Raw genomic sequence first — 22,052 nt, forward strand, 5'->3', positions numbered from 1 at the left:
GGTGCGCATCTATAACCAGGAACGGCCGCATACGGCCTTGCAATACAAAACGCCCGATGCGGTGCATCGGGCGTTTCTACAGCAGTAAATACTGTCAACCTATTTTAGGACTGGACACCTGCGGCAGCGGCCGCAGGAACTACGCTCTATATTACTTGCGCTTGTTGGCGCCCACTTCTTCCTCGCGGAATTTCACTGCCAATTTATCCAGCACGCCGTTCACATACTTGTGGCCGTCGATACCGCCAAACGACTTGGCCAGCTCGACCGCTTCGTTGATGACGACGCGGTACGGGATTTCCATGTTGTTCTTCAGCTCGAACGCGCCGATCAGCAGGATGCCGTGTTCGATGGGCGACAGTTCCGCGATGTTGCGGTCGATCAAGGGTGCCATGCTGTCGCGCAGCGCCAGCGAATCCTTGATGGCGCCGTACAGCAGCACCGTGAAATGATCGCCATCGGCCTTGTCGAAACCATGCGCGGCGCGAATATTGTTCACGACGGTGGTCGCGTCTTCATTGTTCAGCAGCCACTGGTACAAGCCCTGCAGCGCAAACTCGCGCGCGCGATGACGCGGCGTGCGGTTTTTGCTGGGGTTGGCGAGCAAATTTTTCTCAGTCATGATTGTTACCTGTTCTTAAGTACGTGTTCACTACAAATTCCGGCGAGACAGCACGGCGCGCTTTTCAACGCGCCGCAGCCAACCGCGTGTCAGAACGTTCGAGAAAATGCTCAGAGCAAGGCGCGAGCCCGAAGACAGTACGAATGTACGGCGAGGGCTTGCAACGCAGCTATGGGCGTTTTATCGGACGTTCACTACACGGCTAGTCCTCCTCGGATTCTTGCAACTCTTCTAGCGCTTGCGCCAGATTAGCCATTTCCACTGCCACGCGTGCCGCTTCGGCTCCCTTGACCAGCATGCGCACTTCCGCCTGCTCGTCGTTTTCGGTCGTCAACACTGCGTTGGCGATGGGGATGCCGTAATCGAGACCGATGCGCGTGATGCCTGCGCCCGATTCGTTCGATACCAGCTCGAAGTGGTAGGTTTCACCGCGAATCACGGCGCCCAGTGCGATCAGGGCGTCGAATTGCTCGGTTTCTGCCATTTTTTGCAGAATCAGTGGGATTTCCAGGGCGCCCGGCACGGTCACGTGCAGGATATCTTCATCGGCCACGCCCAGCTTGCTCAACTCTTCCAGGCATGCCGACAGCAAGCCACCACCGACGATTTCATTGAATCGTGCCTGGACGATACCGACGCGCAAACCTTCGCCGGCAAAATTGGTTTCATAGGTTCCTACGCTCATCATATGCCTCTTTATATGTGCTCAGCGGCGGCGCCGTGCGCCGGGCCGCTGAAGGTGATTAATTACTGCTGGCCTGGATGGCACTGAAAACCGGTGACTTCCAGGTCGAAACCGGCCATCGACGGCATCTTGCGGGGGCTGGCCAGCAATTGCATCTTGCTCACGCCCAGGTCGCGCAGGATTTGCGCGCCGATGCCGTAGCTGCGCAAGTCCATGCTGGCGGCGCGGCCTTTCGGCTTGGCTTGCGGCGTGTCCAGAGCGGCGAACTGGGCAAACAGCTCGCTGGAGGTCTCGCCACAGTTCAGCAAGACCATCACGCCCCGTTCGGACTGCTTGATGGCGGCCATCGAGGCCGCTACCGTCCACGAGTGGGTGGTCGCTTCGCTCTCCAGCACGTCCAGCAGGGAAACAGGCTGGTGCACACGCACCAGTGCTTCCAGGCCGGGCGCCAGGTCGCCATGCACGAGGGCCAAATGGGCCGATGCGCTCGGCTTGTCGCGGAACGCGATCAAGCGGAATTCGCCATGCGCCGTGTGCAGGGTGCGCTCGGCAACGCGCTCGACCAGGGACTCCGTCTGGCTGCGGTAATGGATCAGATCGGCAATCGTGCCGATTTTCAGGCCATGCTGCTCGGCAAACACCAGCAAGTCCGGCAGGCGCGCCATGGTGCCGTCGTCCTTCATGATTTCGCAAATCACGGACGCGGGCGTCAGGCCGGCCATGGCCGTCAAGTCGCAGCCGGCTTCGGTATGGCCTGCGCGCATCAGCACGCCGCCTTTTTGCGCTTTCAGCGGGAAGATATGGCCAGGCTGGACGATATCGCTGGGCTGCGTGCCCTTGGCCACAGCCACCTGGATGGTCTTGGCGCGGTCGGCGGCGGAAATGCCCGTCGTCACGCCTTCGGCCGCTTCGATGGAGACAGTAAAGTTGGTGCCGTAGGCGGTGCCGTTGCGCGACGTCATCATCGACAGGTTCAGCTCGTCGCAACGCTCTTCCGTCAGGGTCAGGCAGACCAGGCCACGCGCATGCGTGATCATGAAATTGATGGCTTCAGGCGTCACGAAATCGGCGGCAAGCACCAGATCGCCTTCATTTTCCCGGTCTTCTTCATCGACCAGTATCACCATGCGGCCGGCGCGCAATTCAGCGACGATCTCTTCGGTGCTTGATATAGACATCATTGATCCTCTTAGTGAGACTAAAAACTGAAACATCGCGTGCGAATATTCCGCGAATTTCCGGGAATTTTCTTATAACCTGCTATTTTAAAGGATTTAGCGCTTGCAGACCTGAAATAAGACAGCTTTGCGGCATGCGCGCCGCAGCCTGTCCCGCAAAGCGCCCATTCCCTGATCCGCCGCACACGGAGGCGGCAAGACGCGCGCCGCCGGCCTTGCGAAGAGCATAAGATCAGCCAGTCACCGCCACGGCGCTGACACTCCACTCGCAGCGACACCCTACACAGGAGCGGCAACATGAAAACCAACGGATCGGCCATCTGGTCAGGCGGCATCAAGGACGGCAAAGGAGCCATCAGCACGCGCAGCGGCGCCTTGCAGGAATATCCCTACGGCTTTGCCAGCCGCTTCGAAGGCAAGCCCGGCACCAATCCCGAAGAATTGATCGGCGCCGCCCACGCGGGCTGCTTCACCATGGCCCTGTCGCTGATCCTCGGCGAAGCGGGCCTGACGGCGGAAAAGATGGAAACGACGGCCGAAGTGACTCTCGACAAGGTGGACGACGGCTTTGCCATCACGGCCGTCCACCTGATCCTGAAAGCAAAGATACCGGGCGCCGACCAGGCAACATTCGAGGCATTGACGGGCAAGGCCAAGGCCGGCTGCCCCGTATCGAAGTTACTTAAAGCCAACATTACCCTGGACGCTACCCTGCTGCCCTAGATTTTCGTCACGGGCTTGACCGGCTCCACGGCAGCGACGGGCGCCACCAGCGGCAGGCGCGAGTCGCTGGCCGGCAATGGCCGGTTCATCAAGCCCGGATTCAGCGCTGCATTGTTCAGGTTATACGCGGCGATGGCCGCCGCCACGGACGGATCTTGCGACGAGGGCGGCGGCACAGCCATGCCCGCGTTTTGCGCGGCTAGCGCTTGCGCCTGCGCATTTTGCTGGGCCAGCTGGGCTTGCGCCGTCGCCAGGCCCGCATCGGCTTGCACTTGTGCTTCTCCTGCCAGCGACTGAGCCCGGTCGGACGCCGCCTGTATCGCCCGCGCAGCCTCCTGCTGCTGCGCCTGCTGATCGGTATTCACGCGTTCGCTGTCGATGCGCCGGGCATCCACGCGCTGGCTGTCTGCCCGCTGCGCCTGCAGCAAGTCCTGCTCATCAATGGTAACGGCTGCCGGCGACGGCGGCCGCAATTCCTGCAAGTCCAGGTTCAACTCTTCCGTTTCCAGTTGCTGCTGCAGCTCCAGTTGTCGTTGTGCAATGGCAGCCGTTTGCGGCGGTGCCGCATCAACGGCCTGCGGCTGCGCGGCCTGCACGGCGCTGGATGGCAATGCTGCGCCCGTCAAATCCGCTTCGACCACGGCCGCCAGCGGCGCACCCTGCTGTTGGGCCAGCACGGCGCCCACCTGTGCCAGCACGTCCGTTCCCTGTTGCAAGGCATCCAGGGTGGCCTTACTGTCGACCGCATACGCGGCCTGTAAAGTTGTTGCGTCGACATCTTCATTGCGCAAGTCGATGCCGATGCGCGCCAGACCCGCCTGGGTGAGCAGGCTGCCGTCCTGCGCCAGCGCGGCCGCCGTATCCGTCGTACCGTCGCCCGACAGCAAATCGTAGCGCTGCGCCAGGCTGCCCGGTGTGTCGCCCGCCGTGGCCAGCTGGCTGGCATCGATGCCGCTCGTTTGCAGCTGGGCGAACGATTCCGTCAGCTGCCGCGCCAGCGCCAGCAAGTCGTCATTGACATTCACGGGGGTATTTGCCGTGCCGGCCTGCTCTGCGACGCCCTGCAAGGCCAGCAGTTGCCGGCGCGACAAGGCCACGCCGGACAGGAACTGCCCCAGCGGCGAGAGGTCGACCTGCGTCGATGACAGAGCGGCAAGGGCCGCCGCCGCGCTGGACGACGGCACGGGCAGCGCCGGCGCCAGCGGCGCAGTCTCGCCCACGCGGAACGTGGCCGGGATGGTGTTGGGCACGGTTGCGCGCGAAATCGGGTCCATGGTCAGCCTCCACTGCGGAAAGCTTCATAGTATGCGCGTCGGCAAGAAAAGCAACACACTCCTGGCAAGGACGATGTGTTGCCGTATCCAGTTCTACTTATCTCAGGCGGCGGCCTTGTCCAGCGACAACATCCGCTCGACATAGCGGGCGATCAGATCGATTTCCAGATTGACCTTGCCATCGACCGTCAGGTGCTTCAGGGTCGTCATGGCGATGGTGTGCGGAATCAGGTTGATCGAGAAGCGGCAGCCATTGACGGCGCCCGCGCCCAGGTCTTCCACGCGGTTGACGGTCAGGGACACGCCGTTGACGACAACGGAACCTTTGAAGGCCAGGTATTTCGCCAGTTCATGCGGCGCTTCGATGACCAGTTCCCACGATTCGCCGACAGCTTCGAACTTGCGCACGATACCCAGGCCGTCGACGTGGCCGGACACCAGGTGGCCACCCAGGCGCTCGGCCAGGGTCAGGGCTTTTTCCAGGTTCACTTCCGTGGTCGTATCGAGGCCCACGGTGCAATTGAGGCTTTCACGCGAGACATCGACGGCAAAACCCGTGTCCGACTTTTCCACCACCGTCATGCAGGCGCCATTGATGGCGATCGAATCGCCCAGGGCCACATCGGCCAGCGGCAAGCCGCCCGCATGGATGCTCAGGCGCACGCCGGCATCGAGGCCACCGTCGAGTGCTTGCACGGTTTCAATCTTGCCGATGGCGGCAACAATTCCTGTAAACATGGAGCTAACCTTATAAAAATGATGAAAGTATTAATTGCGCTGGGCGAATCTTGCAAGGATACGCAAATCCTCGCCCACTTGCTGAACCTGGTGAAACCGCAAAGTGCGCTGCTGTTTGAGATCCGTCAAGGCCGGCAAGGCAAACATGCCTTGCGCATCGCCCAGCAAGGTGGGCGCCAGGTAGACCAGCAACTCGTCGACGCAGCCTTCGCGGATCAGCGAGCCGTTCAGTTTGGCGCCTGCCTCGACGTGGACTTCATTGATTTGCCGGCGTCCCAGTTCCAGCATCAGCGCGGCCAGGTCGACCTTGCCGTCCCCGTTCGGCAACAGGATGACTTCCGCGCCCAGGGCGCGCAGCTGCGCCTCTTTCTCGGGGTTGGCCATGGCCGCCACGATCCACGTGCCGCCGCCTTGCAAGATGCGCGCATCGAGGCGGATGTCGAGCCGGCTGTCGACGACGATGCGGCGCGGCTGGCGCGGCGTCTCGACGGCGCGCACGTTCAATTGCGGATCGTCCGCCTTGACCGTGCCGATGCCCGTCAGGATGGCGCAGGCGCGCGCGCGCCAGGCATGGCCGTCGGCACGCGCCTCCGGTCCCGTGATCCACTGGCTTTGCCCATTGTGCAAGGCCGTCATGCCGTCCAGGCTGGCCGCCGTTTTCATGCGCACCCACGGCTTGCCGCGCTGCATGCGCGAAAAGAAACCGATATTCATTTCATATGCCTCGTCGGCCAGCACGCCGGTGCTGACGGCGATGCCGGCCGCTTCCAGCCTGGCCAGCCCCTGCCCCGCCACCAGCGGATTCGGGTCCGTCATGGCGGCCACGACGCGCCCCAGCCCCGCGCGCACGAGCGCATCGGAACAGGGCGGCGTGCGGCCATGGTGGTTGCACGGCTCCAGCGTGACGTACGCCGTGGCGCCGCGCACGTCGTTGCCGCGCGCCGCCGCATTCGCCAAGGCTTGCACCTCGGCATGATCCTGCCCCGCCGCCTGCGTCACGCCGGCGCCGATCACCTGGCCATCCCTGACGATCACGCAGCCGATGCGGGGATTGGGCGAGGTCGTGTACAAGCCGCGCGCCGCCCATTCCAGCGCCAGGCGCATGCCATCGATATCGTTGAGTATTTCCACGGGCTTCTTTGATAGTGAGTAATAGATGAGTCGGGTTACGAACTGTCGGCCACGCCGCTGCAATTGGTCGCCTGCTGCTGCGGATCGCACACGCGCACCCGGCCCAGCATATTGATTTTAATATGGCGCACCTGCTTTCCCAAAGTCAGGGACAAGGTACCCCAGCGCGCCGCCAGACTATTGGTCGCGCTGCAACTGCGTCCTGCGCCATTGTAGGCGATATAAAACGGCGCCGTGGCCGAGGAAAACGCAAACTGGGCCGCAATGCCCGCCGGCAGCGGCCCCTGGCGCAACAGCAATTCGTCGCCGTCATCGAACGCCAGGTTGGCATTGCGGTCGATGAATGCCAGCCAGCCGGTGCCCCAGTCCGTGCCACCAGGCCCGGCCGGCATCAGCAGCACGCGCTGCCCCCGCGCCATCGCCTGCGCCCGCGTCAATTCGATGGCCGAGAACAAGTCCGTGGCCGCCGCGCGCACCTGCTGGCGCGCCAGCAACTGCTGCAAACCTGGCATGGCGGCGGCCGCCAGCAGCGCCGCCATCGCCAGCACGGCCAGCAATTCGAGCAAGGTATGCCCGACGGCGTGCCCGAAAGTGTGCCTGCTCCAGGGTGGCCGCTTGCGCATGGCCACGCCTAGGGCCAGCAATGGCTGGCCGGGCCGCTGCTGCCGCGCTGGCCCGTGCTGCTGAACGACAGGACACCACAATCGGCATCCTGGAATTGCGCATCGACCTTGGACGTGCCCGGCATGGCCCGCAACAGCACGCATTGCCCGATCGTCGAGCCGGGACAGGCCAGCGCCTCGATTTCATACGCGCTGGCAGCCGGCCCTTCGCCGGACCACCACGGAAACGCTTGCACCTGCGGTGCCGGCGAGGCCGAGGAAAAGGCCAGGTAATGATTGTTTTGCGAATAATAACGTTCCTGCTGTTGCATCAGCCGCAGCAAGGTCGCCTGTCCCTGTACCCGCTTGGCGCGCACGACATGGCCGTGATAAGCGGGTACGGCCAGCGCCAGCAGCAGGCTCATGATCGCCAGCACGGACAGCAGTTCGATCAGGCTGAAGCCCAAGGCGGCGGCCGGTGCGCCATCGTCTGCAGCGGACCAGTGCCGCCTTGCCAACGTCCCCATGCAACCGCCCTCCTCTGCTAAAAGCACCAGCCATGCGCTGCGCCGGCCTGTACCGCTGCTTTAACTTTCGGCACGCCAGCCATGCCCACGCCTATTTCTTCTTGGCCGCCTCGTGCAATTCGCGCCAGTTCGCCACTTCGCGCCAGCTCAGGCGCCGCGCCGGCAGCGGCGCGCTGACGACCTTGAGCACCGTCCCGCTGGTCGCACCGGGCAAGCCAGGTTGCAGCACGGCCAATTCCTTGCGCCCCTCGGCCCGCCCTGCCGCCGTCGCGGCGCCCACCGTGCTGTTCAACTCCAGCGCCAGCGGCGGCGCGCGCGCCAGGCCATCGAACAAGCGCCCCGTCTGCGCGCCCGCCTGCACGACGCCGGCGCCATCGGCGGCAAAGCCGCTCAGCACATCGAGCACGTACAGGCGCGTGGCCGGCTTGCTGCAAGGGTCGCGCCCCGGCAAAACGGTATTGAACAGCACCTTGCCGGCGGCCAGCAAGGGACTATTGATGCTGCGTTCGCCCGTCTGCGCCGTATCGAGAAAATCGAGGTACCAGCCGCGCATGGCCTCGCTGCCCGTATAGCGCAGCTCCGCGCCGTCGACGCGCACGCCGCCCACCGCTTCGCCCAGGCTGCGCTGTTCCAGGTCGGTCCGGCTGCGCGTGGGAGACGACTCCCGCAAATCGTCGTGCACGGCATAAAACGACTGGGACAGAAAGGCGGAAGGCCAGGTATCGGCCGCTTCGACCAGCTTGCCCGTGCCGAACAGCAGCACATAGCCGCCACCGGGCGCGTACGCCACGCTCGGTTGCTGCGTCACGGGCTGGCGCCGCCCCTGCGCGTCGCGCGCGACAAAGACCAGCTTGCGCCCCTGACCCTCCTTCCACGGCGGCCCGCCAGCCATGTCGAAGCGCCAGATATTGCCCTGCAAATCGCCGGCATAGATGTACGCCAGTGCGCCGTCACCGCCTGGCACCACGGAGGGCGGGCCCAGCGCATGGGACATGGCGTCGGCGTCCTCATCAGTTTCATGGCCACCGCCACCGCTGGCCACGGGCACCTTGAGCCGGAAGTAATTATTTCCCAACAGCCACGGCGTGCCAGGCGCCTTGTCCAGCGCCAGCAGAAAAATGGCGGCGGCCGCTGCGGGCGCCGTCGTGTCCTTGCCGTCATTCACATGGTTGTTGTAGGCGCTGGCAACGATGGCAACATCGCGGTAGGCCGGCGCGCCCTCCTTGCCGCCCATGTTGATGCGCGCAAAGGATGGCGGCGCGCGCACGTTGCCCATCAGCCTGTCGTCGCGGTCGGTAAACTCCCACAGCGCTCCGTCCTGCGCGAAGCGGGCCGGGTCGGTGATGTCGAGCGCAAACACGCCCTGCGCCCCGCCGCCCATGCCCGCCGCCAGCACCGTCTTCCAGTGTCCCGACGCCAGCACTTCCGCCGTGGCCGCGCCGCCATCGAGCAGCGGACCCGGACTGTAGTGAGTGCTCGCAGCGGCTGCCGCCGCGTGCAGCAGCGCCTGCGGCAAATAGGCAAACACTTCGCTGCCCGTGCGCGCATCGAAGGCGTGCAGCAAGCCATCGTTGGCGCCCAGGTACAACATTTTGCGCCGCTGCAGCAGCGCCTGGCGGTGCAAGCCATAGCCAGCGCCCGGCATGCCCAGCCCCGGCGCGCCCACGTACAGCAGATTGCCGTAGGGTGCCGCACCCAGGCTGCCTGACCGGCGCCGCAGGACGCCGCCCGGCCGGCCCACCTCGTGCGTGCGCTGACCCAGCAGGTACGCCAGGCGCGCCTCCCCTTGCCCATCGCCGCCGTCGAAGGCGCCGCGCTGCTCCGCATCGAGCCGCGTCCAGGCCAGCGGCATCAGGGCGCCCTTCGCGTCGAGCGTGTAGACGGGACGCAAGGACGCGGGCGTTCCATCCGGCACGGGCTTGTCCTGTCCGCCGGCGCGCCACCATGGCTTGCCGGGAAGCAGTGCGCCATCGGCGCCCAACGCAAACGCGGTGCGCGACAAGCTCATGCTGCCATCGGCAAGGCGCAGCTGCGTCTGGAACCAGTATGCCTCTTCCGTGCCACTGGCCAGCGCCATCAGGGCCGGCCCCGCCAGCGTCGTCGGCAAGGTAGCCTTGTCGGCGGCGACAAAGGCTGCGCGCAGTCCCGCGATCAGGGCAGCCGGGTCGCTGCCGGGCAAGTAATGGGCGGGCCAGCGGCCATCCACGCTCCATTCCTCCAGCGCGCTACCCGTTGCACTCTTGAAGGGGTTGGCGTCGCCGTTCGCATCGAGAAAGCCGCCATATTTGGCCACCAGTGACAAGGGGGTGGCGGCGGACGTGGCCGCAGATTCGCCAGCCGGGTCGCCCTGGCGCAAGTCGCCCGCATAGTGCTCGACCCTTGCGACGCCGTCGTGCTTGCCGCCAGGGCGCAGTGGCTGCACATGCGACCAGTAGGCCAGCCCTGCCGCATGGTAGCTGGCGCCGCCCGACCCGTCGGACAGCCATTCCAGCGCCGCCAGGTCGGGCCGTGGCGCGGGATTGCCCTGCACGCCGCCGCTTTCCAGGCTGCCCACCGCGTGCGTCCAGGCCATCGCATCCAACGGCGGCGACGCAAAGCCATCGGCGGCGCGGGCACGGTCGCCGTTGGATGCGGGAGTTAGCGGGACATTGCCGGGCACGTAGCGGTCGCCCGCCATGCCCGCATCGCCGAGGCTGACGATGCCGTGGCGCTGGCAACTGGCGGTTTGCGGGTCGCTCCACGCAATCAACACCGGCAAGCCGTCGTCAATGGCGGGCGGGGCCGTGGCGGGCGGCACCACCGCGCTCGCCTGCCTTCCCTGCAGGTAGCGCAGCGATTCGTACAGCAATTCGGCTGTCGGCGCCGCGCTGGCATACCTGCCGGGATGCCCGGCGCTGCTGCGGCCCAGGCCATTGATGTAAGCGGTCACCCCGCCGCCAGGGCCCGCACCTTGAACCACCGTTGGCGCCACATATACGCCGGTGGCGGGATGCCACTCGACGTCGGCATTGTCTTGCGGCAGATAGTCGGGCGCCGCCCAGCGTTGCCGCCCCACGTGGGCCAGCGGCGCGCGCAGCACGCCGCCATACACGGGTCCGGCGCTGGCGCTCACGCCATTCAAGTGGCCAAACACGCCCACGCGCACCCTGCCGCCATGGCGCTGCACGGCGCCCACCGGCTTGTAGTGCTTGCCATATGCCAGGCACAAGTCGTCGCGCAGCGGTCCTTCTTCAGCGTCGCAGACGCGCACGCGCGCGAGGAACACGCCGTGCGTGGCGGCAATGCCGGGCGCGTCGCAATTGCCGCCCGCAGGCAAGCTGGCGTCGCCGAACAGCAGGCGATTACGGCAGGAAACGATAGCCAGTTGCGCCAGGGCAAACGGCGTCGCCGCCGCCACGCCGGCCTGCAAGACCTTGCGCGGGAAAAAGACGGGGTGGGCAAAGAAGTCGATGGGGCTGTCGGCATCGGGCAGCCAGGCGCGCTGCAGCACCGTCTTGCGCACTTCGTCGATGACGCGGCCGCCGCCCGTCAGCGCGTAGCGGACGATATCGAGCATGCTGGCGCTGGCCCAGTTCAGAAAGTTGCCGCTAAAACTATCGCCGCCGCAGCCGTGCAGCGCATCGGCCGGCTTCAGCACGGAGAAGTAAGCGGTCGCCACGCGCAAATCGGGCTGCATGACGCCATCCTTGCTGCGGTACGGATAGCTGTAGCACATGCGCGCATGGAAGTACCCCAGGTACTCGCGCTGCGGCGCATAGTCGCCGCCATGCGCGGCGGCGGCTGCCGCATGCGTGAGGGACAGGTTGAGCAGCAGATTCGGCGGCACCCTGGCGCCGTGCAAGCCCGCGTCGGCCCGCGCCAGTTCCACGGGAGGAGCGGCGGCAAGGGCGCCGCCGCAAGTGAAGTAAACGATGCAGGCCAGCAGAAGCCAGACGCGGCCGGCATGCCGGCGGGCAGACCACAAAGTGGATCGCAAAGCGGATAGCAAAGCCCTCATGGCACCGCTCCCGCCGCCTCTTTGCGATAGTAGCTTTGCAGCACGACTTGCGTGCTTTCCTGCGCGCCAAAACCGATGGCCGTGATGCGGTACACATAGCTTTCCGTGGCCAGGCCGCCAGTCACTGCCGCCGCCTGCGCGCCGGGCGGGTGGAATGGCAGCAGTTCGATCAGGTAGCGGGGCCGGCGCGACGGCAGGAAACCCTGCCCCGTCTGCATGACGGCGCCCGTGAACTGGCCATATGGCACGGCGCGGCTGCTCCCTTCGGCGCCATCGAGATCCGTACTTAACCAGAGGGCCGGCGCGTCCGGGGCTGCGGGCAGGCACAGGCCCAGTGCGCCTCCCTCGCCACAGCCGTCCACAAACCCGGCCGCGCTGCCTGGTGCGAACAGGCTGCTGCGTCCCGGCGCGCCGGACAAGCCTTCGATATCGTTCTGCGCATCCATCAATGCCTCCTCCGCCGCCTGAAACGCGATCTGCCGGTCGCGCTCACCGCGTGCCGCCTTTTCCCCCTGCAAGGCCATCTGCGCCGCCGATATACCCAGCAGCAAGATGATCACCAGCAGGCACAGCACATACACGAGGGTGGCGCCACCGTGACGTACACGAGCTGCGCACCAAGGTTCGCAACAGCGCCCGCCCGCGCCAGCCATCATGGCGCCCGCCTAGACCGGCCCGTTGCGCAGCATGATGCTTGTCTGCACCAGTTGTCGCAGCCGCGAGCGCGTTGCTATGGGCAAGGCCGTGCGCGCGATGCGCACGCCCGTGTCGCCAGCGCCGTGCGCCTCGGCATACGCCTTGCCGAACAGGTCGAACTGCGCCGGCCCCAGTTCCGCCATCTTGTCCGCCTGGCCCGCTTCGCCATGCAACAGCAGCGCCACGCGCACGCCGGCCACGCGCTTCCAGTGCGTGCGGCTGTGCAAATCGCGCTGGCGCGCGGCCGCATCCACGCCCACCAGCACCAGCGCCGCATCGTAGGCGTCGAGCGCGCTGGCGTTGACATAGCGGTTCGCCACGCCGTCGGGCGGCGTATCCGTATCGAGGCCATACAGCACCTGGAAACCGTCGACGCCGCGGATGATGGCGTCCGCGCCCCAGCCGTTCGCGCCACGGTATTTGCAGCGCAGTTCGCCTTCGCCATCGGCGCCCTGGGCCACATAGAAAATGCTCCAGCCCCGCTGCGCCTGCGTTTGCGCGGCGCCCACGCCGAAGCCGGCGCAGTTGAGCACGGAACCGTCGCCACCCTCTTCCTTGCCGGCACCGTAATAGCGCAGGGCCAGCACGTCGCTGCCATGCAGGGCGCCGGGCAGCGCGCCGCTGATGCCCTCGCTGTTCTTGCCCAGGCTGTGCGCGTCGAGCCCGGCGATATTCGCGCTGTCGTGCGCGGCATGGGCGACGGGCGCGGCGCTGCTGTCCCAGTTGACATAGGCCGTCTGGCGCACGGCGCGGGCGATGGTGTCGAGCGCATAGCGGCCGTTATCATCGAGGCGCGCGCTGGCGGACTGGTCGCCATAACTGCCGCTGGCCGCCAGCAGCACGGTGCTGGCGGCCAGCATCAACAGCGCGCCCAGCGACAGGGCCACCAGTAATTCGACCAGGCTCATGCCGCGATGCCGGCGCAAGACCGTGTTCATGCGCCGCCTCCGCCCAACTGAAACGCCAGCCTGGGCAGCGACCCGCCTGCCGCATTCACGGCGGGCGAGCCGCCGGGCAGGCGGGCGCGCCAGCCCAGCTTGATGACGATGGGCGCGCCCTTGCCGCCGCTGCACGCCCACGGCAAGCCCTGGGCGGCGGCATCCCAGGCGGGCGCATCGCGGCAGATATGCAGGCGCGCGCCGGGCAAGGCCGCATGCAGTTGCTGCTTCCACTCGGCGATGTCAAATTGCGCCAGCTCGGCCGCGCTGCAGGCGGCAGCACCGAGGCAGTCGGGCGCGCCACCGCCTGCTTCCGCGTCGTCCGCCGCCGCGTACGTCACGTTCAGGTAGGGATTGCCCGTATCGGGACCATTCATGAGCACGCTGTTCGCGCGCATGCGCTCGGCCATGCCGGCGGCCAGTTGCACGCCCGCCGACAACAGCGCCGACTCATGGCGCGCGCGCAGCGAGTGCAATTGCAGGATGCTGGCGCCCAACAAGCCCAGCGCCAACAGCAGCAGCGACACCAGCACCTCGACGAGGCTGCTGCCACCCGCAGGAAACATCGTGCGACCGCCATTGCACATGCGCTACTCCCTTCCGCAGACAGAGTCGCAAGAACAGGCGGCCCAGCTACACGATAGGCGCGCGCAAAAAACCGGGTCTGCGCTGGCGCAAACAGCACGGCGATAAGGTGAGAAGAACAGCGTAGGGATTGATCAGACCGCTTGCCAGGCGAACGCTGGCGTGGTGCACACGGGGCGCAGAACCGGCCCCGTTTTCAGGTTTTCAATAGGTGAACGTCAGGGCTTGCTGCGCGCCTGGCCCACTTCGGCGATCGCATCCTGGAACTCGGCCAGGTCTTCGAAATTCTTGTAGACGGAAGCGAAGCGGATATAGGCGATCTTGTCGAGGCGCTTCAGTTCTTGCATGACGAGCTCGCCGATATAGCCGGAATCGACTTCGCGCAAGCCGCTGGTCAGCAGTTTTTCCTGGATGGAGGCGATGGCCGTATCCACGGAGGCGGCCGCGACGGGACGCTTGCGCAAGGCCAGCATCAAACTGCCGCGCAACTTATCCGCAGCGAACTCCGTCCGGCTGCCATTCTTTTTGACGACGGCCGGCATGATAAGTTCAATGCGTTCGTACGTGGTAAAACGCTTGTCGCATTTGCCGCAGCGGCGGCGGCGCCGAATGGCATCCCCTTCCTCCGATACGCGCGTATCGAGAACCTGGGTGTCGCCGTGCTGGCAAAATGGACATTTCATGGGCTGGCTACAACTTTATAGTAATAATTACGGGAAATCGCCGCCCTTGTACAAAGGGCGCCCGAATCACTCCGGGCGCCCTTGGGCACGAAGGAATGTGTCATACAGAATCTTACTCTGTATGACACATTCTGGACAAATAATTATGCGTACACCGGATGCGCGTCGGCCAGCACTTTCACGGCCGCTTTCACGCGCTCGATGGTGGCGGCGTCATGCGGATTGTCCAGCACGTCGGCGATCAGGTTGCCCACTTCTTCCGCTTGCGCTTCCTTGAAACCGCGTGTCGTCATCGCCGGGCTGCCCAGGCGGATGCCCGAGGTGACGAACGGTTTTTGCGGGTCGTTCGGGATGCCGTTCTTGTTGCAGGTGATGTGCGCGGAACCGAGGATGGCTTCGGCTTCCTTGCCCGTCAGGTTCTTGGCGCGCAGGTCGACCAGCATGACGTGCGATTCGGTGCCGCCGGAAACGATGCGCAGGCCGCGCTTGATCAGGGTTTTCGCCAGCACGTCCGCGTTCTTGACCACTTGCTTCTGGTATTCGACGAATTCCGGGCTCAGCGCTTCCTTGAAGGCGACGGCCTTGCCGGCGATCACGTGCATCAGCGGGCCGCCCTGGATGCCGGGGAAGATGGCCGAGTTGATGGCTTTTTCGTGCTCAGCCTTCATCAGGATGATGCCGCCGCGCGGGCCGCGCAACGATTTGTGCGTGGTCGAGGTGACGAAGTCGGCGAACGGCACCGGGTTCGGGTACAGGCCGGCGGCGATCAGGCCGGCGTAGTGGGCCATGTCGACCATGAAGTAGGCGCCCACTTCCTTGGCGATCTTGCCGAAACGCTCGAAGTCGATCTTTTTCGAGAAGGCCGAGGCGCCGGCGATGATCAGCTTTGGCTTGCGTTCGCGGGCCAGACGTTCCATTGCCTCGTAATCGATGTCTTCTTCCGCCGTCAAGCCATATGACACGACGTCAAACCACTTGCCGGACATGTTCAGCGGCATGCCGTGGGTCAGGTGGCCGCCTTCGGCCAGCGACATGCCCATGATCAGGTCGCCTGGTTTCAGCATGGCAAAGAACACGCCCTGGTTCGCCTGCGAGCCGGAGTTCGGCTGCACGTTCGCGCATTCGGCGCCGAACAGCTGTTTCACACGGTCGATGGCCAGTTGCTCGGCCACGTCGACGTATTCGCAGCCACCGTAGTAGCGCTTGCCTGGATAGCCTTCGGCATACTTGTTCGTCAGCTGCGAGCCTTGCGCTTCCATGACGGCTGGCGACGTGTAGTTCTCCGACGCGATCAGTTCGATGTGATCGTGCTGGCGCGTGTTCTCTTTTTGAATGACGGCGAACAATTCAGGGTCGACGTTGGCGAGGGTGTGATCTTTTGCAAACATGTAAAAACTCCAAGTATGAGGGTGCTTGTACTGGCAGGTTGGATCGAATGAGGGGAGCCGGCGTTAAGTGAATAACAACATTGGACAGGCAGCCTCTTCGTGCTTTTCCATAGTGGCTACCCAGGCGAACGGCTGATGAAAAATCTCACGTTTCCCGGTGGGTGCCCACCTTTCGCCGGTTTGCCGATCGCCATCCAGGGAGATCGCCCGACTTTTCGCCAGTCACGTGAGACGTAATGGAAATCAAATTGTAAGTTAAGTGCCCAAATTGAGCAAGGAATGCAACCGTGCAGCTATAATCGCGGCGCGCCATCGCAGCCCGGGCATGACCACAGGCCGCCCCGCAGCGTGACTGCGGCCCTTAAGCTGAACGTAAACCTGGCTGCGGCATGTAAGCGTATGTTACGAAGCTTGCCATTGTGCCCCCCGGATTTACAATGCTGCGGTGCAACTTATATGCAGCTTTTGCATGGCTTTCCAGCAAGCGCCCACAGTCACAAGAAGAAAAATCGCGTAAAATGTTGCTCAATCTCACTACTGGCGCAATAAACATGCCTTCAGTCTTTACCTGGAACGTACGTGTCTACTATGAAGACACCGACGCCGGCGGCATCGTCTATTACGCAAACTACCTGAAATTCTTCGAACGCGCGCGTACCGAATGGCTGCGCGCCATCGACGTGGGCCAGCAGGCATTGCTGGAACAACACGACGCGATGTTCGTTGTCAAAAGCGTCAACGCCGACTATCATGCGCCAGCCAGGCTCGATGACACGGTAAGATTAACCTTAAGCATAGAAAAAATGGGGCGCGCCTCCATCGTTTTCCTGCAACAAGCCTGGTGCGGCGACCTCCTGCTGAACACGGCCCGCGTCAAGATCGGCTGCGTCGACTCGGCATTGCGCCCGCGCGCCGTGCCTGATGCAGTGGCGGCCCGCATGCGCGCCGCCTGAGCCCTACCGCCACCCCCCCGGACAATTCACCCAACAGACTGCCAGCCAATGAACGTTACACAAGATCTTTCTTTCCTCGCGCTCATCTCCAATGCCCATTTGATCGTGCAACTGATCATGGCCCTGCTGCTGCTGATTTCCCTGACCAGCTGGACTTACATTTTCCGCAAGATGTTTGCCGTGCGCCAGGCGCGCAAGCAAACCATCGAATTTGAACGCAGCTTCTGGGCCGGCGGCAACCTGCATGCGCTGCATCAAAGCGCCAGCGGCAACCGTGACCAGAGCGGCGCGCTGGCGCGCATCTTCGACGCCGGCATGGGCGAATTCATCAAGGGCAAGGCTTCCTACGGTTCGCGCGAAGCGCTGGACGTGGGCGCCGTGCTCGACGGCGCACGCCGCGCCATGCGCGCCGCCTTCCAGCGCGAAATGGACGTGCTCGAATCGCACCTGGCCTTCCTCGCTTCCGTCGGCTCCGTTTCGCCGTACATCGGCCTGCTGGGCACCGTCTGGGGCATCATGAACGCCTTCCGCGGCCTGGCCAACGTCCAGCAAGCCACGCTGGCCGCCGTCGCGCCCGGCATTGCCGAAGCGCTCATCGCCACCGCCATCGGCCTGTTCGCGGCGATTCCCGCCGTCGTCGCCTACAACCGCTTTTCGCATGACATTGACCGCCTGGCGATCCGCTTCGAGAGCTTCGTCGAGGAATTCTCCAACATCTTGCAGCGCCAGTCGCGCTAACAGGGAGCAAGGTCCATGGGTTCCTCATTCAATAGCGGCGGCATGCGCGGCGGCCGTGGCCGCAAGTTCAAGTCCGAAATCAACGTCGTGCCGTATATCGACGTGATGCTGGTGCTGCTGATCATTTTCATGGTGATGCCGTCGTCGAACAATCCCAGCGTGGTGAACCTGCCCAACGCGGAAAAGTCGGCCAAACCACCCGATGACTATATTCAGATCGTGCTGAAACCGAATGGTTCGCTGTCAATCGGCGTCATCGGCAAGGAACAGCTGTCGCCGGAAACGGAACCGAACCGCGACGCCCTGCTGCGCAAGCTGCGCGGCTTGCACGAGAGCAATCCCGACTATCCCGTGATGATCGCGGGCGACAAGGAAAGCAAGTACGACGATGTGATCCAGCTCATTTCGGAAGCGAAAAAGATGGGCATTACCAGAGTTGGCCTGGCCACCAAGTAAGCGCATTACCCTGTTTCCAGACTTGACCGTTTTTAGATAGACTAGACTTTGCAGACCAAACAAATCGACCATGTACTCGGCAAGCCTTACAGCGTGCCGCGCGAACGCAGCCGCTGGCCCTCGCTGGGCCTGGCGCTGGCGATGCACCTTGGCCTGCTGTTTTTCCTGTGGGTGGGCGTACACTGGCAAAATACGGAACCTGTCGCCGTCGAAGCGGAAGTGTGGGACCTGAAAGTGCAGACGGCCGCGCCGCCGCCCGAGGTGGCGACCGAACCGGAGCCGACACCGGCACCTCCGCCGCAACCGCAAGTGGAGCAGCCGGCCCCGCCGCCACCGCCGCCGGTGGCCGCGCCCGAGCCGAAGGTTGACCTGCGCGAGGCGGAGATCGCCCTGGAACGCAAGAAGGCCAAGCTGAAGGAAGAAAAAGACAAAGCGGCAGCGGAAGAACGCCGCAAGCAGGAATTGAAGGAACGCGAGGAAGAAAAGCGCGAACTGGAAAAGCAGAAGCAGAAAGAAAAAGACAAGGCTGCCAAGCTGGAAAAAGAAAAAGCCGACAAGCTGGAAAAAGCCAAGGAAGCCAAAGAGAAAGCGGCGGAAGAAAAAGCCGAGAAAGAACTGGCCGATAAAAAAGCGGCAGCGGAAAAAGCCGCCAAGGCCAAGAAAGCGGCGGCAGAAAAAGCCGCTGCCGACAAAATGCGCGCCGATGACATGAAGCGCATGATGGCGCAGGCAGGCAATGGCACCACGGGCACGGCCGCGAAAGCGACCGCGCCACGCAAGGACAGCGGCTATGTCGCTGCCCTGACGAGCAAGATCAAGAGCAATATCGCGTACAGCGGTAGCACGGACGTGCCGGGCAACCCGCGCGCCGTGTTCAAGATCGAGCAACTGCCAACTGGGGAAATTATTTCGGTCCGAAAGATTAAAAGCAGCGGTCTGCCGGCGTATGACAGCTCGGTGGAAAACGCCATTAATAAATCGTCGCCACTGCCGAAGAAAAAAGACGGCACCGTGGAACGCGAGATTGAACTCATATTCGAGATGAAGGATTTGCCTAAATGATGATCATGAAAAAAATGAGCTATGTCGTGCTCTGTGCCGGCCTGATGCTGGGAGCGTCAAGCGCCCAGGCGCAGCTGCGCGTGGAGATTACAGGGATCGGCAGCAACCAGATCCCGGTGGCTGTCGCCAGCTTCGTCAATGAATCGGCGGCGCCGCAATCGCTGTCCGGCATCATCAAGGCCGACCTGGCGCGCAGCGGCGTGTTCAAGCTGATCGACGCCGATGCGCCCGTATCGGAAACGGCGCCCGTCAGCTACGACCAATGGAAGTCGCGCGGCGCCGACGCGCTGGCGGCCGGCAGCGTGCAAAGCATGGCCGATGGCCGCCTGGACGTGCGCTACAAGCTGTTCGACACCATCAAGGGCGCGCAGATTTCCAGCATGAACAATGCGGCCGCGCCGCAGTTCAACCGCCTGCTGGCGCACAAGATCGCCGATGACATCTATGAGAAGCTGACGGGCACGAAAGGCGCGTTCGCCACGCGCATCGCCTACGTCACGCAATCGGGCCGCGAATACCGCCTGGAAATCGCCGACGCCGATGGCGAAGGCATCCAGGTCGCCCTGCGCTCGAACGAGCCGATCATTTCGCCGTCGTGGTCGCCGGATGGCACCAAGGTGGCGTATGTCTCGTTCGAAAAGAAAAAACCCATCGTCTACGTGCAAAACCTGGTGACGCGCCAGCGCACCATCGTGTCGAATGAAAAAGGCAGCAATTCGGCGCCGAGCTGGAGCCCGGACGGCGCACGCCTGGCCGTGGCCCTGTCGCGCGATGGCCATACCCAGGTCTACACCGTCAATGCCGACGGCAGCGGCTTGCGCCGCGTCAGCAACAGCAGCGGCATCGATACGGAACCGCAATTCTCGGCCGATGGCCAAAGCATTTACTTCACCAGCGATCGCAGCGGCGGACCACAGATCTACCGCATGTCGGTTGGCGGTGGCGACGCCAAGCGCGTGACGTTTGGCGGCTCCTACAACATCAGCCCGCGGATTTCCTCCGACGGGAAGACTCTCGCTTATATTTCCCGTCGCGACGGCAATTTCCAGCTCTACGCGCTCGACCTGGCTAGTGGCCAGGAACTGCGCCTGTCGGACACCGCCAACGACGAATCACCGAGCTTTTCGCCCAACGGGAAATATATCATGTACGCGACCGAATCCGGACGACGCAAGTCGCTGGCAGTGGTATCGGTGGATGGCCGCGTCAAACAGCGTTTGACTACGCAAGCTGGCAATATCAAGGAGCCCACCTGGGGTCCTTTCATGAAGTAAATGCTGTACAGTTTCACCTTTAACCATGACCCGGAGAATAAAAATGAGTAACTTTAAAAGTTTGGCTTTCATCGCCGCCACCGCAGCCCTGCTGTCCGCCTGCAGCACCCCAGTCAAAGTCGCAGAAACCCCAGTGGTTGAGCGTGCTCCTGAAAAAGTCGTCGCTCCAGTTGACACCCGTCAAGTTCAGCCAGTAACGACCGCATCGGTCGATCCACTGGACGATCCAAAAGGCGTGCTGGCTAACCGCAGCATCTACTTCGACTTCGACAAATACGTCGTGCGCGAAGCGGACACCCCAGTCGTGCAAAACCACGCTGCCTACCTGGTGAAAACGCCTAGCCGCAAGATCCTGATCCAAGGTAACACCGATGAACGCGGTGGCGCCGAGTACAACCTGGCCCTGGGCCAGAAACGTGCTGAAGCCGTGCGCAAGTCGATGGCCGCCCTGGGCGTGTCAGAAGGCCAAATGGAAGCCGTGTCGCTGGGCAAAGAAAAGCCTAAAGCTCAAGGCAGCAACGAAGCAGCATGGGCAGAAAACCGCCGCGCTGACATCGTTTATTGATGTTCACGGGTGAGCGCGGCAGCATTGACGCTTACCTAACTGGCCAGTCATAGGCATAATAATGGGGCGCAGCGCGGTGATTCACCGCCCAGCGCCCCGTTTGCATGTTTTGCGTAACCTTTGAAAGCCCGACCCATGATGACATTCTCGAAAGCCGGCGTCGCCGCCGCCTTGATGGCCGCGTTTGCCTACCTGCCCCTGCACGCCAACGCCGCCCTGTTCGACGACGACGAAGCGCGCAAGGCCATCCTGGAGCTGCGCGCCAAGGTGGACGCCATGGCACGCGACCTGAACGGCCGCATCGACACCAAGGCGGACAAGACCAGCACCTTGAGCCTGCTCAACCAGCACGATCAGACCATGCAAGAGATCGCCCGCCTGCGCGGCCAGATCGAAGTGCTGGGCAACGACCTGGCGAACACGCAAAAGCGCCAGAAGGATTTCTACACCGACATCGACGCGCGCCTGCGCAAGCTCGAGCCGCGCCAGGTCACCATCGATGGCCAGGAAGCGGCCGTGGGCGTCTCCGAGCAAAGCGCGTACGAGTCGGCATTCGGCCTGTTCAAGTCGGGCGACTACAAGGGCGCCGTCACGGCTCTGGACGCCTTCGTGAAGCGCTATCCGGAATCGGCCTACGCGGCCAACGCGCAATACTGGCTGGGCAACGCCTATTACGCCCAGCGCGACTGCAAGAGCGCCATCACGGCCCAGCAGGCAGTGCTGAAACACTATCCGGACAGCCCGAAGGCGCCCGACGCCATGCTCAACATCGCCAGCTGCTACACGGAGCTGAAAGACAAGCCGAACGCGACCAAGACCCTGAACGCCCTGATCTCGCGCTACCCGGACTCCAGCGCGGCACAAGCGGCCAAGGAACGGGGCGGCAAAAAGTAAAAGCGGGGAAAAAGTTGCCCGTTCGGTTTGACAGAATCCCGGGCACCCCCTATAATCTTCCTTCTTCGGGTCGTTAGCTCAGCTGGTAGAGCAGCGGACTTTTAATCCGTTGGTCGCAGGTTCGAATCCCGCACGGCCTACCACGAATACGCAGTACTGATCTGCTTGCAAGTTGTACCAGCAAGCATTTTTTTACAGCACAGTGTTACCGAAGTTGTTGTAAAAAGTTTTTGGGTCGTTAGCTCAGCTGGTAGAGCAGCGGACTTTTAATCCGTTGGTCGCAGGTTCGAATCCCGCACGGCCTACCAAATACTATGAAGAAGCCAACCGTTCGCGGTTGGCT

23 protein-coding genes, 2 tRNA genes and 1 riboswitch are annotated in these 22,052 nt (G+C 63.5%); of the genes, 11 read left to right on the forward strand and 14 right to left on the reverse strand.

Going from position 1 to position 22,052, the window contains the following annotated elements; translation table 11 throughout:
• A partial coding sequence (locus tag ACP7DW_RS26340) for an integrase core domain-containing protein (RefSeq protein WP_426057343.1) occupies positions 1-88 on the forward strand: 88 nt, incomplete at its 5' end.
• A 63-nt stretch (positions 89-151) separates the two neighbouring features.
• On the opposite strand, the gene nusB is transcribed toward ACP7DW_RS26340, so the two are convergent.
• The 3 genes from nusB to ribBA form a co-directional block, all read right to left on the reverse strand.
• The gene (gene nusB, locus ACP7DW_RS26345) at positions 152-622 is read right to left on the reverse strand and encodes a transcription antitermination factor NusB (protein WP_071078713.1); all 471 of its coding nucleotides are present in this window, start codon (positions 620-622) and stop codon (positions 152-154) included.
• 202 nt (positions 623-824) lie between these two features.
• Positions 825-1,307, reverse strand: coding sequence for a 6,7-dimethyl-8-ribityllumazine synthase (gene ribH, locus ACP7DW_RS26350; protein ID WP_099760114.1), 483 nt, complete (start codon positions 1,305-1,307; stop codon positions 825-827).
• Between the two features lie 62 nt (positions 1,308-1,369).
• Positions 1,370-2,485, reverse strand: coding sequence for a bifunctional 3,4-dihydroxy-2-butanone-4-phosphate synthase/GTP cyclohydrolase II (gene ribBA / locus ACP7DW_RS26355; RefSeq protein ID WP_071078715.1), 1,116 nt, complete (start codon positions 2,483-2,485; stop codon positions 1,370-1,372).
• A 297-nt stretch (positions 2,486-2,782) separates the two neighbouring features.
• Between ribBA and ACP7DW_RS26360 the strand changes: the two genes are divergently transcribed.
• Positions 2,783-3,208, forward strand: coding sequence for an OsmC family protein (locus tag ACP7DW_RS26360; protein ID WP_282408699.1), 426 nt, complete (start codon positions 2,783-2,785; stop codon positions 3,206-3,208).
• Here ACP7DW_RS26360 and ACP7DW_RS26365 read toward each other — a convergent pair.
• From ACP7DW_RS26365 to glyA, 11 genes are all read right to left on the reverse strand, one after another.
• Complete coding sequence (locus ACP7DW_RS26365; RefSeq protein ID WP_426057486.1) at positions 3,205-4,482, reverse strand: hypothetical protein; 1,278 nt, start codon at positions 4,480-4,482, stop codon at positions 3,205-3,207. The genes ACP7DW_RS26360 and ACP7DW_RS26365 overlap by 4 nt on opposite strands.
• A gap of 102 nt (positions 4,483-4,584) precedes the next feature.
• Positions 4,585-5,220 carry a riboflavin synthase gene (locus ACP7DW_RS26370; RefSeq protein ID WP_298400373.1) on the reverse strand — a complete coding sequence of 212 codons (636 nt, stop codon included), beginning with the start codon at positions 5,218-5,220 and terminating at the stop codon, positions 4,585-4,587.
• Between the two features lie 30 nt (positions 5,221-5,250).
• Positions 5,251-6,324: a bifunctional diaminohydroxyphosphoribosylaminopyrimidine deaminase/5-amino-6-(5-phosphoribosylamino)uracil reductase RibD gene (ribD, locus tag ACP7DW_RS26375; protein WP_426057490.1), complete on the reverse strand. Its 1,074-nt coding sequence runs from the start codon at positions 6,322-6,324 to the stop codon at positions 5,251-5,253.
• 62 nt (positions 6,325-6,386) lie between these two features.
• Positions 6,387-6,974, reverse strand: coding sequence for a GspH/FimT family protein (locus tag ACP7DW_RS26380; RefSeq protein ID WP_426057485.1), 588 nt, complete (start codon positions 6,972-6,974; stop codon positions 6,387-6,389).
• 8 nt (positions 6,975-6,982) lie between these two features.
• Positions 6,983-7,480 (reverse strand): type IV pilin protein, encoded by a 498-nt coding sequence (locus tag ACP7DW_RS26385; RefSeq protein WP_426057484.1) that lies wholly within the window; start codon positions 7,478-7,480, stop codon positions 6,983-6,985.
• 91 nt (positions 7,481-7,571) lie between these two features.
• A complete protein-coding gene (locus tag ACP7DW_RS26390) occupies positions 7,572-11,444 on the reverse strand; it encodes a pilus assembly protein (RefSeq protein ID WP_426057483.1) in 3,873 nt (1,290 codons plus the stop codon).
• A 29-nt stretch (positions 11,445-11,473) separates the two neighbouring features.
• The gene (locus tag ACP7DW_RS26395) at positions 11,474-12,133 is read right to left on the reverse strand and encodes a pilus assembly PilX family protein (protein ID WP_426057482.1); all 660 of its coding nucleotides are present in this window, start codon (positions 12,131-12,133) and stop codon (positions 11,474-11,476) included.
• A 9-nt stretch (positions 12,134-12,142) separates the two neighbouring features.
• Positions 12,143-13,111: a PilW family protein gene (locus ACP7DW_RS26400; RefSeq protein ID WP_426057481.1), complete on the reverse strand. Its 969-nt coding sequence runs from the start codon at positions 13,109-13,111 to the stop codon at positions 12,143-12,145.
• Complete coding sequence (gene pilV / locus ACP7DW_RS26405) at positions 13,108-13,677, reverse strand: type IV pilus modification protein PilV (protein ID WP_426085177.1); 570 nt, start codon at positions 13,675-13,677, stop codon at positions 13,108-13,110. Before pilV ends, ACP7DW_RS26400 begins: the two co-directional genes overlap by 4 nt.
• Before the next feature lie 237 nt (positions 13,678-13,914).
• Positions 13,915-14,379, reverse strand: coding sequence for a transcriptional regulator NrdR (nrdR, locus tag ACP7DW_RS26410; RefSeq protein ID WP_071078724.1), 465 nt, complete (start codon positions 14,377-14,379; stop codon positions 13,915-13,917).
• Positions 14,380-14,522: 143 nt separating this feature from the next.
• Entirely contained in the window at positions 14,523-15,767 is a 1,245-nt protein-coding gene (glyA, locus tag ACP7DW_RS26415) for a serine hydroxymethyltransferase (protein ID WP_116743599.1), read from the reverse strand.
• A 111-nt stretch (positions 15,768-15,878) separates the two neighbouring features.
• Positions 15,879-16,003, reverse strand: a riboswitch (ZMP/ZTP riboswitch).
• A 315-nt stretch (positions 16,004-16,318) separates the two neighbouring features.
• Here glyA and ybgC point away from each other — a divergent pair.
• The 9 genes from ybgC to ACP7DW_RS26460 all read left to right on the forward strand — a co-directional run bounded on the left by ybgC (position 16,319) and on the right by ACP7DW_RS26460 (position 22,017).
• Positions 16,319-16,720: a tol-pal system-associated acyl-CoA thioesterase gene (ybgC, locus tag ACP7DW_RS26420; protein ID WP_426057489.1), complete on the forward strand. Its 402-nt coding sequence runs from the start codon at positions 16,319-16,321 to the stop codon at positions 16,718-16,720.
• Positions 16,721-16,768: 48 nt separating this feature from the next.
• Positions 16,769-17,458 (forward strand): protein TolQ, encoded by a 690-nt coding sequence (gene tolQ, locus ACP7DW_RS26425; protein ID WP_071078726.1) that lies wholly within the window; start codon positions 16,769-16,771, stop codon positions 17,456-17,458.
• Positions 17,459-17,473: 15 nt separating this feature from the next.
• Positions 17,474-17,914, forward strand: coding sequence for an ExbD/TolR family protein (locus ACP7DW_RS26430; RefSeq protein WP_223278896.1), 441 nt, complete (start codon positions 17,474-17,476; stop codon positions 17,912-17,914).
• A 48-nt stretch (positions 17,915-17,962) separates the two neighbouring features.
• A complete protein-coding gene (tolA, locus tag ACP7DW_RS26435; protein WP_426057479.1) occupies positions 17,963-18,976 on the forward strand; it encodes a cell envelope integrity protein TolA in 1,014 nt (337 codons plus the stop codon).
• Positions 18,973-20,250, forward strand: coding sequence for a Tol-Pal system beta propeller repeat protein TolB (tolB, locus tag ACP7DW_RS26440; RefSeq protein ID WP_426057478.1), 1,278 nt, complete (start codon positions 18,973-18,975; stop codon positions 20,248-20,250). The genes tolA and tolB overlap by 4 nt, the downstream gene beginning before the upstream one ends.
• A gap of 43 nt (positions 20,251-20,293) precedes the next feature.
• Complete coding sequence (pal, locus tag ACP7DW_RS26445; RefSeq protein WP_298400405.1) at positions 20,294-20,815, forward strand: peptidoglycan-associated lipoprotein Pal; 522 nt, start codon at positions 20,294-20,296, stop codon at positions 20,813-20,815.
• Between the two features lie 135 nt (positions 20,816-20,950).
• Positions 20,951-21,709 (forward strand): tol-pal system protein YbgF, encoded by a 759-nt coding sequence (ybgF, locus tag ACP7DW_RS26450; protein WP_426057477.1) that lies wholly within the window; start codon positions 20,951-20,953, stop codon positions 21,707-21,709.
• Positions 21,710-21,776: 67 nt separating this feature from the next.
• Positions 21,777-21,852 (forward strand) — tRNA-Lys (locus tag ACP7DW_RS26455).
• 89 nt (positions 21,853-21,941) lie between these two features.
• Positions 21,942-22,017, forward strand: a tRNA-Lys gene (locus ACP7DW_RS26460).
• The last annotated feature ends 35 nt before the right edge of the window (positions 22,018-22,052 follow it).

The sequence above is a fragment of the Janthinobacterium sp. PSRC1-1 genome, from assembly GCF_049897525.1.
GTDB lineage: Bacteria > Pseudomonadota > Gammaproteobacteria > Burkholderiales > Burkholderiaceae_D > Janthinobacterium > Janthinobacterium tructae.